11 protein-coding genes are annotated in these 13,607 nt (G+C 66.2%); 7 read left to right on the top strand and 4 right to left on the bottom strand.

Annotated elements, in window-relative coordinates; genetic code table 11:
• Positions 1 to 5 precede the first annotated feature (5 nt).
• Both XH87_RS14285 and mdlC read left to right on the top strand, forming a co-directional pair.
• Positions 6 to 857: an FAS1-like dehydratase domain-containing protein gene (locus XH87_RS14285; RefSeq protein ID WP_271587775.1), complete on the top strand. Its 852-nt coding sequence runs from the start codon at positions 6 to 8 to the stop codon at positions 855 to 857.
• Between the two features lie 135 nt (positions 858 to 992).
• The gene (mdlC, locus tag XH87_RS14280; protein WP_271587774.1) at positions 993 to 2,615 is read left to right on the top strand and encodes a benzoylformate decarboxylase; all 1,623 of its coding nucleotides are present in this window, start codon (positions 993 to 995) and stop codon (positions 2,613 to 2,615) included.
• Between the two features lie 93 nt (positions 2,616 to 2,708).
• Here mdlC and XH87_RS14275 read toward each other — a convergent pair whose 3' ends face one another.
• On the bottom strand, positions 2,709 to 3,485 hold the full coding sequence (locus XH87_RS14275) for an SDR family NAD(P)-dependent oxidoreductase (protein ID WP_035713456.1): 777 nt from the start codon (positions 3,483 to 3,485) through the stop codon (positions 2,709 to 2,711).
• Between the two features lie 77 nt (positions 3,486 to 3,562).
• On the opposite strand from XH87_RS14275, the gene XH87_RS14270 reads away from it, so the two are divergent.
• Complete coding sequence (locus tag XH87_RS14270; protein ID WP_158670735.1) at positions 3,563 to 4,018, top strand: MarR family winged helix-turn-helix transcriptional regulator; 456 nt, start codon at positions 3,563 to 3,565, stop codon at positions 4,016 to 4,018.
• A gap of 195 nt (positions 4,019 to 4,213) precedes the next feature.
• Here the strand turns inward: XH87_RS14270 and XH87_RS14265 are convergent, their stop codons facing one another.
• Entirely contained in the window at positions 4,214 to 5,008 is a 795-nt protein-coding gene (locus XH87_RS14265) for an SDR family oxidoreductase (RefSeq protein ID WP_035713449.1), read from the bottom strand.
• Positions 5,009 to 5,081: 73 nt separating this feature from the next.
• Positions 5,082 to 5,777 (bottom strand): PAQR family membrane homeostasis protein TrhA, encoded by a 696-nt coding sequence (gene trhA / locus XH87_RS14260; RefSeq protein WP_271587773.1) that lies wholly within the window; start codon positions 5,775 to 5,777, stop codon positions 5,082 to 5,084.
• 199 nt (positions 5,778 to 5,976) lie between these two features.
• On the opposite strand from trhA, the gene XH87_RS14255 reads away from it, so the two are divergent.
• Positions 5,977 to 7,446, top strand: a complete 1,470-nt coding sequence (locus XH87_RS14255; RefSeq protein ID WP_035713452.1) for a YcjX family protein — start codon at positions 5,977 to 5,979, stop codon at positions 7,444 to 7,446.
• Positions 7,443 to 8,471 (top strand): YcjF family protein, encoded by a 1,029-nt coding sequence (locus tag XH87_RS14250; RefSeq protein WP_035713454.1) that lies wholly within the window; start codon positions 7,443 to 7,445, stop codon positions 8,469 to 8,471. The genes XH87_RS14255 and XH87_RS14250 overlap by 4 nt, the downstream gene beginning before the upstream one ends.
• 43 nt (positions 8,472 to 8,514) lie before the next feature.
• Here the strand turns inward: XH87_RS14250 and XH87_RS14245 are convergent, their stop codons facing one another.
• A complete protein-coding gene (locus XH87_RS14245; protein WP_271587807.1) occupies positions 8,515 to 10,158 on the bottom strand; it encodes a glycosyltransferase family 39 protein in 1,644 nt (547 codons plus the stop codon).
• A 297-nt stretch (positions 10,159 to 10,455) separates the two neighbouring features.
• Between XH87_RS14245 and XH87_RS14240 the strand changes: the two genes are divergently transcribed.
• Both XH87_RS14240 and sorA read left to right on the top strand, forming a co-directional pair.
• The gene (locus tag XH87_RS14240) at positions 10,456 to 12,186 is read left to right on the top strand and encodes an adenylate/guanylate cyclase domain-containing protein (RefSeq protein ID WP_271587772.1); all 1,731 of its coding nucleotides are present in this window, start codon (positions 10,456 to 10,458) and stop codon (positions 12,184 to 12,186) included.
• A 221-nt stretch (positions 12,187 to 12,407) separates the two neighbouring features.
• On the top strand, positions 12,408 to 13,607 hold the full coding sequence (gene sorA, locus XH87_RS14235; protein WP_271587771.1) for a SorA family sulfite dehydrogenase catalytic subunit: 1,200 nt from the start codon (positions 12,408 to 12,410) through the stop codon (positions 13,605 to 13,607).

The following is a 13,607-nucleotide window of genomic DNA, read 5'->3' as shown; positions in this document are numbered from 1 at the left end:
GCGTCATGACCGAGAAGCTCGATATCGATCACTTGCGGCAATGGATCGGCCGCAGCCAGGAGGCCACCGACATCGTCACCGCACAGCTCGTGAAAGGCCTGCGCGCGACGCTGTTCCAGGAGGTCGGCGAGCCCAAAGCCGGCGATGCTGCGCCCTTCACGGTGCACTGGTGCCTGGCGCAGCCGGTGTTCCCGATGTCGATGCTCGGGCCCGACGGCCACCCGACCCGCGGCGGCTTCCTGCCGCCGGTGCCGCTGCCGCGCCGGATGTGGGCCGGCGGCGAGATCGAATTCCTGCAGCCGCTTCGCGTCGGCGATGAATCGACACGAACCTCGCGCATCGCCGATGTGCAGGTCAAATCGGGCTCGACCGGCACGCTGTGCTTCGTCTCGGTCGAGCACAGCATCTCCTCGCCGCGTGGCGTTGCCATCCGCGAGCGGCAGGATATCGTCTATCGCGAGATGACCAGCAGCGCGCCGGCGACGACGAAGGCCCCGCCTCCGCCGCCGAAGGCGCAGCATCGCGAGACCCATGTCTCCGATCCCGTGCTGCTGTTCCGCTACTCCGCGCTGACCTTCAACGGCCACCGCATCCATTACGACCGCGACTACGTCACCAAGGTCGAGGGCTATCCGGGCCTGATCTTCCACGGGCCGTTGCAGGCCGCGCTGATCATCGAGATGGCGGCCAAGCTGCACGGCGGCAAGGCGCCGAAGAAGTTCACCTATCGCGGGCTGCAGCCGCTGTTCGAGGGCACGGAGTTTTCGGTCAACGCCAACGAGACCGCTGATGGCATGGAGCTGTGGACCGCGAATGCGGAAGGCCAGCCGACGATGAAGGGCACGGCGGTGTGGTGATAGATCCGTCATTCCGGGACGGTCCATAGGACCGGACCATGGTGCGCAATTGCGCACCAGAGAATCTCGAGATTCCGGGTTAGCTTCGCGCCCCGGAATGACGGCGCAATAATAAGCAAGCAAGGGACGGAAACCATGGCCAAGAACGGCAAGACCGGCAGCAGATCCGTCACCGTGAAGCAGGCGACGCTCGACCTGCTGCGATCCTTCGGCATCACAAAAGTGTTCGGCAATCCCGGCTCGACCGAGCTGCCGTTCCTGAGCGACTGGCCCGATGACATCGACTACGTGCTGGCGCTGCAGGAAGCCAGCGCGGTCGGCATGGCCGACGGCTATGCGCAGGCGACGCGCAATGCCGGCTTCGTCAACCTGCATTCGGCGGCCGGCGTCGGCAACGCGCTCGGCAACATCTACACCGCGCACCGCAACCAGACCCCGCTGGTGATCACCGCGGGTCAGCAGGCGCGCTCGATCCTGCCGCTGCAGGCGTTCCTCTATGCCGAGCGCGCGTCGGAATTCCCGCGGCCTTACGTCAAATACAGCGTCGAGCCGGCGCGGCCCGAGGACGTGCCGGCCGCGATCGCGCGGGCCTATTACACGGCGATGCAGCCGCCATGCGGGCCAACCTTCGTGTCGATCCCGATCGACGACTGGGCGCATGCCACCGCCCCGATCGAGGCGCGCAAGGTCAGCCGCGAGATCGGGCCCGAGCCGGAGGCGATGAAGGCGCTGGTTGCCGCGCTCGGTTCGGCAAAACACCCTGCCGTCGTCGTCGGCCCCGGCGTCGATCGCGCCGGTGCGGTCGATCTGATGGTGCGCGTCGCCGAGAAGGTCAAGGCCAGCGTCTGGGTCAGCCCGTTCTCCGCGCGCTGCTCGTTCCCGGAGCGGCATCCGCAATTCGCGGGCTTCCTGCACGCTTCGCCGGCGCAGCTGTCCGATGCGCTGCGCGAGCACGATCTCGTCGTCGTCGTCGGCGCGCCCGTGTTCACGTTCCATGTAGAGGGCCACGCCGCGATCTTCGACGGCAGGGCGACCATCTTCCAGATCACCGACGATGCGGACGCGGCGGCGGTGACGCCGGTCGGCACCAGCATCATCTCCACGGTGAAGCCGGCGCTCAGCCTGCTGCTCGACATGCTCCCCGAAAGCAACCGCGCGACGCCGAAAGGCCGCACGCTGCCGCCGGCACCGCAGGCGGCAGATCCGCTGCCGGTCGAATTCCTGCTGCATTCGCTGTCGCAGGCAATGCCGGACGGCGCATCACTCGTCGAGGAAGTGCCCTCGCACCGGCCGGCGATGCAGAAATTCATGCCGATGCGCGGCCAGGACAGCTTTTACACGATGTCGAGCGGCGGTCTCGGCTATAGCCTGCCCGCCGCCGTCGGCATGGCGCTCGGCAAGCCGAAGAGCCGCACGGTGTGCCTGATCGGCGACGGCTCGGCGATGTATTCGATCCAGGCGCTCTGGACCGCCGCGCAACGCAAGCTTCCGCTCACCGTCGTCGTCATCAACAATTCCGGCTACGGCGCGATGCGCTCGTTCAGCCAGGTGATGCAGGTGCGCAACGTGCCCGGGCTGGAGCTGCCGGGGATCGATTTCGTGCGGCTCGCCGAAGGCATGGGGTGCCATGCGGCACGGGTGACGAAAGCCGCGGAACTCGGTGAGGCACTGAAGCGCGGCATGGCGCATGCAGGCACGAGCCTCGTCGAGGTCATCGTGGATTCAGCGGTGCCGGTGCTGTACGGGCAGAAGCACTGAGGCCGTCGTAGCCCGGATGAGCGAAGCGATATCCGGGGGCTGCGAGAGACGCCCCGGATGTCGCTTCGCTCATCCGGGCTACGGCATCATCAATTACGACGCCAGGAATCCCCCGTCGGCGGCCAGCACATGTCCAACCACGTAAGAGGACGCATCCGACGACAGCCACACCACGGCTTCCGCCACCTCCTCCGGGCTTCCCATCCGCCGCAGCGGCAGGCCGGCGCTGACGGTTGCGACGTCGCCGACACCGGCGCGCAGCATCATGTCCGTGACGACGCGTCCGGGCGCGACGGCGTTGATGCGGATGCCGCGCGGAGCGTTCTCCATCGCCGCCGAGCGCGTCAGCGAGATCGCGGCGGCCTTCGAGGCCGAATAGAGCGAGAAGCCGGGATTTGGATTGCGCACGCCGCTGACGGAGGCGTTGACGACGATGCTGCCGCGGCCTTGCGCCAGCATCGCTGGCAATTGGTGGCGCAGGCAGAGAAACAGCGCGCGGACATTGGTGTCGAACACGCTGTCATAGATCTCGGTGCCCTGCTCCTCCAGCGGCGCGCGTCGCTCCTGGAAGCCGGCATTGTTGAAGGCGACATCGAGCCGGCCGCAACGTTCAATGGCCGTGCCGACCAGCCGCGCGACGTCGTCCTCTCGCGTGATGTCGGTCTTGAGCGGGATGGATTCCGCGCCGAGCTCGCGGCACGAAGCGGCGGTGGCCTCGATCTCGGCTTCGCGCCGGCCCGCCACGATGATCGCCTCCGCGCCTTCCGACGCCATCCGCAGCGCCGTGGCGCGGCCGATGCCACTGCCGCCGCCCGTGACCAGGCACACCTTGCCCTTCATTCGCTGACCCGCCGGCAAAGTTCCGTTCATGGTCCACTCCAAGACGCTTGCGCGCGCCGTTGCGCGCATATAGTTGTATGGTACAACTATATGCCGGGAGTCAAGGGATGGCCGAGCTTTCGCTGATCGACGACATCCGCGCCGCTTCGCGCCTGATGGTGCGCGAGCTCGGCTTCATGGATGCGACGGTGGCGGCTTCGGACTATCCGCCCTCGGCGGTCCACACCATCCTGGAGATCGGCATCCGCGGTCCCATGACATCGGGCGAGCTCGGCGACTTCCTGCACCTGGAGAAATCGAGCGTCAGCCGCATGGTACGAAAGCTGATCGATTGCGGCGAACTGCGGGAGACGCCGGATCAGCTTGACGCACGCAGCAAGCTGTTGTCGCTGACCGCGAAGGGCCGCCGCACGCTGGAAGCGCTGCATGCCTTCGGCCGGCAGCAGGTGCGCGGCGCACTGGCGGCGTTGACGGAAGCAGAGCAGCGCACGGTGCGTGAGGGCATGATGCTTTATGCGCGGGCGCTGCGGGCGAGTCGTCAGGAGCATGAAGCGGCAGCCTAGTCACCGGTGTCATCCCTGCGAACGCAGCGACCCATACCGCGTGATTTATCTGGGAAGTGAGGGTCCCGGTACCGCGGGGCAACGACAACAACCAGCCTTCGCCAAACTTCTTCCTGTGGTCATGGGTCCCGGCCTTCGCAGGGACGACACCGGGTATGTGGCGTGGGCGTGCCTATAAGCGATGCCGCTTCTAGGTCACTTCCCGAACTCTTCCCGCATCTTGGCCTGGATCTTGGCCATGCCGCCGATCCAGCGGTCGTAATTCTCGGTCTTCTTGCGCATGTAGCCGAGCACCTGCGGATGCGGCAGGATCAGGAAGGTTTCCTGCTCGAGGCCGGCGAGCACGTCTTTCGCCACTTGCTCGGGCGTGAGGTCGCCGTCGCCGGATTGCGGGCCCTTGGGGATCGAGCGCAGCATGTTGGTGTCGACGCCCTGCGGGCAGAGGATCGAGACCCTGATGTTGTGGGCCTTGTGCGAGATCGCGAGATTCTCGGCAAAGCCGACCGCGGCGTGCTTGGTCGTCGAATAGGCCGGGCTGCCGACCTGCGACAGCAGGCCTGCGGCCGAGATGGTGTTGAGGAAATAGCCGCCGCCGCGCGCCCTCATGCGCGGGACGAGATGCCGCGCCGCGTAGACATGCGCCATGACGTGGATCGCCCAGCTCCGCTGCCAGGGTTCGTCCGAGGCGCCGCCGGCGTTCTCCGACATTGGGTCGAACCCGCCGCCGATGCCGGCATTGGAGCAGAACAGCTCGATCGGCCCGAACTGACGTTCAGTCTCCTCGATGACGTGCGCGACGTCCTTTTCCTGCGCGACGTCGCATTTGAAGGCGGCGCCGTCAACCATGGCCGCGACCGCCCTCGCATTTGCGGCGTCCATGTCCGCGACCACGACCTTGGCCGCGCCCGCGTTGTGAAAGGCCTCGCACAGCGCCTTGCCGATGCCGTTTGCGCCGCCCGTGACCACCACGACCTTGCCGGTCACCTGCATGCGACGTCTCCTCGTCCTATATTGTCTTGTACCGCTCTATACCGCGCCGCTTATTCCGCGTCGCGGGTCCTTCTCAGCTCAACACGAGGTCGAGCACCGCGGTATAATGGCATGCCGCGCCGGCCAAGACAAAGCCGTGCCAGATCGCATTCTGGAAACGCAGCCGCCGCCAGGCGTGGAAGATCACGCCAAAGCTGTAGAGCAGGCCGCCCGCAAGGATGAAGCCCAGCACCAGGGCGGGCAACGCCCTGACCACGGCGTCGTAGAGCATCATGCCGCTCCAGCCCATCGCGAGATAGATGCCGACCGAGACGCGGTCGAACCGGCCGGGATAGAGCAGCTTCAACACGATGCCCGATATCGCCACGCACCAGACGCCGGCGAGCAGAACCAGCGCGAACGCGCTGTCCTTCACTTCCAGGATGAACGGCGTATAGGTCGCCGCGATCAGCAGATAGATCGCGGAATGGTCGAACCGCCGCAGCAGCCATTTGGCGGGCGACACCGGCCAGAGATTATAGGTCGCCGACAGCACCAGCATCGAGAGCAGGCCGGCGACATAGATCGAGACGCCGACGATATCGGCGGCGTCGGCATAGACCGCCGCCAGCACCACCAGGACGGTCGCGGCGATGATGCCGGAGAGCACGCCGATCGCATGGATAATGCCGTCGGCGATCAGTTCGGCCCGGTCGTAGTTCCAACCGATCGCGTCGGCTGCGGCGTGGACGGAATTGGACGCGAACTGTTTCATTTGGAAGACGGTCATGGCAATCCGCAAAGCATGGCAATCCGCATAGCGTGGCAACGCCCCCGTATATGGGTCTTTCGGGATCGACGCATCGTTCAAACCATGATTTGCCGACAAAGGCGGTGGAAGTATGAAAGCTTGATTTTCCTCAGGCAATTGCCACTTTTGTGACTAGTCCATTTTGCGTATCCCGCGCCCGAGATCCCCTCACGTTCATATGGCATTCAGTTTCCAGGATATGGTCGAGGAGGCGCGGCTGTCGGCGCGGGCGCTGATCGACTATGGCGAGCACTTCTTCAACCCGACGGTGCGGCTTGGTGTCACCGGTCTGTCGCGTGCCGGTAAGACCGTATTCATCACCGCGCTGATCCATGGGCTGACGCGCGGCGGCCGGTTTCCGGTGTTCGAAGCCTACGCCTCGGGCCGGATCGGCCGGGCACATCTGGCGCCACAGCCGGACGATGCCGTGCCGCGCTTCGCCTATGAGAACCATCTGCGTGCGCTGATCGAGGAGCGGCGCTGGCCGAACTCGACCGTGGACATCAGCGAGCTCAGGCTCGTCATCGAGTACCAGCGCCCGAACGGCGCCGACCGCACGCTGACGCTCGACATCGTCGACTATCCCGGCGAATGGCTGCTCGACCTGCCGCTGCTCCAGAAGAGCTACGAGCAATGGTCGGCGGAAAGCCTGGCGCTGTCGCGCGAGGCGCCGCGGGCGCATCTTTCCGCGGACTGGCACGCGCATCTCGCAACGCTCAAGCCCGAGGCGCGCGAGGACGAGCAGGCGACGCTGACGGCCGCACGGCTCTTCACCGATTATCTGCGCGGATGCCGCGACGAGCGGTTTGCGATGAGCCTGTTGCCGCCAGGCCGCTTCCTGATGCCCGGCAATCTCGCAGGCTCCCCCGCGCTGACCTTTGCGCCGCTCGACGTGCCCGCCGGCGGACAGGCGCCCGACGGCTCGCTCTGGGCGATGATGGTGCGGCGCTTCGAGGCGTACAAGGACGTCGTGGTGCGGCCGTTCTTCCGCGATCATTTTGCGCGACTCGATCGCCAGATCGTGCTGGCGGACGCTCTGGCTGCATTCAACTCGGGCCCCGAGGCGCTGCATGATCTCGAAGCCGCGCTTGCCGGCATTCTCGACTGCTTCAACATCGGCCGCAGCACCTTGCTCTCCAGCCTGTTCCGGCCGCGCATCGACCGCATCCTGTTTGCGGCGACCAAGGCGGACCATCTGCATCATTCCAGCCACGACCGGCTCGAGGCCGTGCTGCGCCGCGCCGTTTCAGGTGCCGTTGCGCGCGCGGAAGATACCGGCGCGGCGATCGACGTCGTCGCGCTTGCGGCCGTCCGCGCCACGCGCGAGGCGCAGGTCGCGCGTGGCCGCGACAAACTGCCGTCGATCCTGGGAACGCCGGCCGCGGGCGAAAGCGCGGGCGGCGAGTTCTTCGACGGCAACACGGAAGTCGCGACCTTTCCGGGCGATCTGCCCGTCGATCCCGAGCCGCTGTTCAACGGCACCGATGCGTTCCGAGGCCTGTCGACCGAGGCGGCGGAGAAAAGCGACTTCCGCTTCCTGCGTTTCCGCCCGCCCAAGCTCGAGCGCGAGGGTAACGACGAACCGGCATTGCCACACATCCGCCTCGACCGTGCCTTGCAGTTCCTGATCGGAGACAAGCTGTCATGAACGACCGATCTCAACAGCGGCGGCCGGCGACGTTCCGGCTCGACGATCCCGGCGTCGTCGTCACCGAAGCCGACGAGACGGGACGGCTCAGCCGCGGCACGATCCAGATCACGCCGGAGCCGGATCCATCCTCGCTGCCGGTGCCGGTTCAAGCCACGCTTCCAACGCGGCGCGGCTTTCCCTGGGGCGCGCTGTTCTGGTCCGGCCTCGCCGGGCTGACGCTGCTCGGTGTCGGACTCGGCGTCGTCCACCTGATCGAGGATCTGTTTGCGCGCAGCGAGAGCCTCGGCTTCGTCGGGCTTGGCTTCGCGCTCGTCACCGCGCTGGCGCTTGCCGTCGTGATCGGACGCGAGGCGCTTGGGCTGGCGCGGCTCGCGACGATCGAGAAGCTGCATCAGCGCGCGACCGCCGTGCTCGCCAGCGACGACCGCAGCGAGAGCCGCGTCATCGTGCAGGATCTCCTGAAGATCGCGCACCAGAATCCGCAGCTGGCGCGCGCCCGTGCCACGTTGGAGAGTCACGCCGGCGAGATCATCGACGGCGCCGACATGATCCGGCTCGCCGAGCGCGAACTGATGTCGCCGCTGGATGCGGAAGCGCGGCGGCTGGTGTCATCGGCCGCGCAAAAGGTCTCGATCGTGACCGCGGTCTCGCCGCGCGCGGCGATCGATGTGCTGTTCGTATTCGTCGCCGCGCTGCGCCTGATCCGCCAGCTTGCCTATCTCTATGGCGGCCGCCCCGGTGCGCTCGGCATGATCCGCCTGCTCCGCCACGTCATCGCCCATCTCGCCATCACCGGCGGCATGGCCGCGAGCGACAGCCTGGTGCAGCAGATGCTCGGCCATGGCATCGCGGCGAAGCTGTCGCAGCGGCTCGGCGAAGGCGTGCTCAACGGCTTGCTGACGGCGCGGCTGGGATTGGCTGCGATCGACGTGACACGCCCGCTGCCGTTCGCGGCACTGCCGCCGCCGAAGCTGTCGGATCTGGCAACGGATTTGCTGCGGAAGAAGGACGACGAGGAGTAGCCGGCTCTGCTCTCCCATACCCTCCCCTGGAGGGGGAGGGTCGCTACGCATGAAGCGCAGCGCAATGCGTAGCGGGGTGGGGTGACGGTCTCACCACCTCGCACAGTGCCCGCGTTGAGGGATCACCCACCCCGCTCGCGCTCCGCGCGACCGACCCTCCCCCTCCAGGGGAGGGTAAGAGGAGGCGCGCCACGCTCGTACTGAAATCGCCCGCAAGCACCTTCCACTGGAACAGCGGCGAGTCCTTCGGCGGTGACAGCTCGGGCGTCCAGCCTGTGAGTTTCTCGATCACATAGGTGTCCGCGAGAACGCCGCGCCAGCGGCGTTCGACCTCGCCAAGCTGTTCGCGTTTCGCCGGGATGTTGTCCCACAGCGACGAACGATCGTCCGGCTCGCGCCCGACATAGATCCCCGCGTGGCCCTTGATCCTGTCCATGCCGGGATCGTGAAAGTCCTGGAAGCGGCCGCGTTCGGTGATCTCGACGACGGGCACGCGGCCCCTGAACAGCCAGCGCATCATGGCGTAGGTGCGGTAGTCCGTGGTCGCGATCCAGGTCGCACCGGTCTCATCGAGTGCGGCCTGCGCGCGCGCGGCCACCTGCTCGTAGCCGGCTTCCGCGCCGATCGGATCGATCTTGCCGAGGAGATTCCAGGGCGCGGCGACGTAGTAGAGAAACACGATGACGACGAAGGCGATGCCCGAGACGATCGCCGTGTTGGCCCAGAACAGCGATGATCCGAGCATCCGGGCCGACCATCCCTCTTTCGTCATCGTGGCGAGGTTCACCGCGGCGGCCGCGAAGCCGACCGGCCACATGAACATCGGCCAGGTGTCGCCGACCCGGAGCGTCAGCGATTTCACGAAGAAATAGAGGAACGGCACCAGCACCGCAGTCGACAACAGGACCGCGACCGGCTCGCGCGTGCGATAACCGCGCCACGCCGTCAGCACCAGCCCCGTCATCACCACCGGCAGCAGAACGAAACCGACCAGGCCGAATTGCAGGCCGATGTAATCGCCGATCGTCCGCAGCGAGATGCCGTAATTGGCGGTGGCGCGCACGCCCTGAAAGCGGAACGAGGCCCAGTCGTGCTGCGCGTTCCAGATCAGCACCGGCGAGAAAGCGGCGATCGCGACCAGCACGGCGAGATAAGGGTAAGGGCTGCGCAGCCAACGCCAGCGCCAGTCCGGCACCAGCAGAAAGGCGGCCACCGCCGGCGCGAACATGATCGCGGTGAATTTCGACAGCATCGAGAAGCCGGCGAACAGACCGGCCCCAAGCCACCAGCGTCCGTCGCCGCTCTGCGCCAGCCGCACCAGTGACCACATCATCGCCACCGCAAACGGGATCATGACGACATCGGGCGCGACCTTGGCCATCAGCAGGCCGTAATAGAGCGCAGCTTCCGGCATCAGCACCGCGAACATGACGGCGCGCGCATCATGGGTGAGGCGGCGGACGATGTCGGCGAGCAGCAGCTGCGTCACCAGCATTGCGACGATGCCGCCAAAGCGGACGCCGAGCGCGGTGTCACCCAAGATCGCGGTACTGAGGCGAATGAGCCAGGCGATGCCGGGGGGATGATCGAGGAAGCTGAGCGCCGTTTCCTTCGACCAGGTCCAATAATAGGCTTCGTCCGTGCGCAGCTCGATCGCGGAGGCATAGACGATACGCAGCGCGGTCATCACGGCGATGATCGCCACGGCAACAAGGACGAGACGGCGTTCGGCGCCGTCTGGCTTCGCGGAGATGTCAGGGGCTGTCGTCACGGTCGCGCTTTTCCCCGACTTGGGAGGGGGAGTCAATGTACGGCAAGCCCTGTGGCTAAGGATCCCGGACGGCGCGCGCCTGAGGGGCGCGCTTGTCCGGGACGACGGCGGAGTATGCGGCGGCATGCCGCGCATGTGATCGGAGGCGATATCCACCCCTGGAATTAAACGCTACGCTGGCTGTTCTCTTCCATGAACTGATACAATCGAATCATGGCCACCGCTCCCATACAGATGTCCGTCGTCCGCGCCACCAGCGTGCGGCAGGTGCGGCTCATCTGCGGCGTCATCCTGTTCGCCTATGTGGTCAGCCATTTCCTCAACCATGCGCTCGGCAACGTCTCGGTCGATGCCATGGAGGTCGGGGTCTACTACCACACCCTGTTCTGGCAGTTCCTCCCCGTCGCGATCGTGTTCTACACGGCTGCGCTCACCCATATGGGCCTCGGCATCTACGCCCTGTATCAGCGCCGGCAGTTCCGCTGGCGGACGATCGAGCCGCTCCAATTGGTGCTGGGCTTGAGCATTCCCGCCCTGGTCATGGGACACGTGATCGGGGTGCGGCTCGGCTACACGCTGTACGATCATCAGAAGCTCTATCCGCAGGAACTCTATCTGTTCTTCGTCGCGGCGCCGGGCCGGCTCTGGCAGATGACGATCCTGCTTCTCATCGCCTGGGTGCACGGCTGCATCGGCATTTTCTTCTGGCTTCGCCTCAAACCGTTCTTCACGCGCGCGGCACCCTATCTGCTGGCAGCCGCGGTGCTGATCCCGACGCTGGCGCTGCTCGGCATCTATCAGGGTGGCCGCAGCGTCGCCATCGAGAGCGGCGATGGAGAATGGCGCACGCACAATCTCACCCGCCGCCAGGTTGGCACGGTTGCGGAAGGCAACACGCTGGACCGCATCGCCGGCGGCCTCACCGTCGGTTATTTCGGTCTGCTGGGACTGGTGCTGGTGGCGCGTGGCGCACGCGCCTTGCGCGAAAGGCGCGGCGGCATGATCGCGCTGTCCTACGGCAACGGCAAGACGGTGCGCGTGCCAAAAGGCCTCTCCGTGCTGGAAGCAAGCCTGCGCCACAATGTGCCGCATGCCAGCGTCTGCGGCGGCCGCGCCCGCTGCTCGACCTGCCGCATCCGCGTCATCGGCGATCATGGTGCCCTGCCCGAACCGTCGCAACGCGAGGCCTTCGTGCTGACCCGCGTCGGCACCAGCGATCCCTCGATCAGGCTCGCCTGCCAGCTGCGGCCGACATCAGATCTCTCCTTCTTCCAGCTCTTCACGCCGCAAACGTCATCGGCGAACGCGCAGGGATCGACGCCGGCGCGCATCGGCCAGGAGCGCTATCTCGTCAGCCTGTTCGTGGACATGCGCGGCTCGACGCAACTTGCCGAGAAGCGGCTGCCGTTCGACACGGTCTTCATCGTCAACCGCTTCCTCGGAGCGGTCTCGCAGGCCGTCATCGAGAATGGCGGCCAGCCGAACCAGTTCGTCGGCGACGGCATGCTGGCGCTGTTCGGGCTGTCGGCCGACCCGCAGACCGCGTGCCGGCAGGCGCTGAAGGCCGCCGCCGGAATCGCCACGCATATAGACGAGCTCAACGAGCTCCTCAGCCACGATCTGCGCCAGCCGATCCGCTTCGGCATCGGCATCCACGGCGGCGAAGTCATTATCGGCGACATCGGCTATCGCGATCACATCGTCTTCACCGCGCTCGGCGATGCCGTCAACGTCGCCGCCCGCCTCCAGGACATGACCAAGACGCTGGCCTGCGAGGCGATCATATCGGAGGAAATCCGCCGCACCGCGCACCTTGACGAGGACGTCCTGCCGCAGCAGGAGGTCGCAATCCGCGGCCGCGAGGAACCGATGGCCGTGCGCGTGGTGGCGGATGCGGGGGAGCTGACGGCGCTGGTCGACGGGAGCGCGCGCATCGCGGCGTGACCTCTTCACCTCTCCCCGCAAGCGGGGCGAGGGAGCGCACCGCGGCTCGCGGCTACAACTCGGCTCCCTCTTGCCACCACGTAACACCGACCTGCTGCAACGCAGCGGCATGGGCTTGCTGCGAAAGCACGAATTGACATCATCCAGATCGTGGCGACAGATGAGCGCGGGTCCCGCGGTGATGACCGCGGTCCAACGAAAAGCTCCGGGAGGAGACCAGAATGTTCGATCGACGCGACCTGCTCAAAGGAGCGGGCCTTGCCGCCATTGCGGCCACACTGAATTCCACCAGGGCGCTGGCGCTCGACACCGTGACCCTTCCCTTCGCCAATGGCGAACGGCCGCTGGTGAAATATCCGCAGAAGCGGCCGATGATCGGCCTGACCGGCCGGCCGCCGCAGCTCGAGACCCCGTTTGCGGTGTTCAACGACGGCCCGATCACGCCGAACAATGCGTTCTTCGTGCGCTATCATCTCTCCGACCTGCCCTACAATCTCGACCCCGACAAGTTCACGCTCGAGGTCAAGGGCAAGGTCGACAAGCCTCTCAAGCTGTCGCTGAAGGACATCAGGAAGATGAAGGCGGCCGAGATCGTCGCCGTCAACCAGTGCTCGGGCAACAGCCGCGGCTTCTTCGAGCCGCGCGTCGCCGGAGGCCAGCTCGCCAACGGCGCGATGGGCTGCGCGCGCTGGCGCGGCGTGCCGCTGAAGACCGTGCTGGAGATGGCCGGCGTGCAGAGCGGCGCCAAGCAGGTGACGTTCAACGGCATGGACGGGCCGGTCAGCGACAAGACGCCCGATTTCGTCAAGGCGCTCGATCTCGATCACGCCGCCGATGGCGAGGTGATGCTGGCCTATGGCATGAACGGCGAGGACCTGCCGTTCCTCAACGGCTTTCCGCTGCGCCTGATCGTGCCCGGCTATTACGGCACCTACTGGGTCAAGCACCTCAACGAGATCACCGTCATCGACAATGTCTATGACGGCTTCTGGATGAAGTCGGCCTATCGCATTCCCGACACGCCCAACAATGCGGTCGAGCCAGGCACCGCCCCGAAGACGACGATCCCGATCAACCGCTTCACCATCCGGTCCTTCATCACCAGCGTCCCTGACGGCGCCAGGCTGAAGGCGGGAGCTGTGACCCTGCGCGGCATCGCCTTCGACGGCGGCAAGGGCATCAAGGAGGTCCAGGTCTCCACCGACGGCGGCAAGACCTGGACCAACGCCAAGCTCGGCAAGGACCTTGGCAAATACGCCTTCCGCGAATGGAAGCTGCCGGTGAAGCTCGCGGCAGGCGGCCACGAGCTCAAGGTACGGGCCACCGGCAATGGCGGCGAGACCCAGCCGGACACGCCGCGCTGGAATCCAGCGGGTTATCTGCGCAACGTCATCGAAACCGTCCGCGTGACGGTGGCCTGA

It is taken from the genome of Bradyrhizobium sp. CCBAU 53415, assembly GCF_028128735.1.
Classification (GTDB): domain Bacteria; phylum Pseudomonadota; class Alphaproteobacteria; order Rhizobiales; family Xanthobacteraceae; genus Bradyrhizobium.
This window is presented reverse-complemented; position numbering and strand designations above follow the sequence as displayed.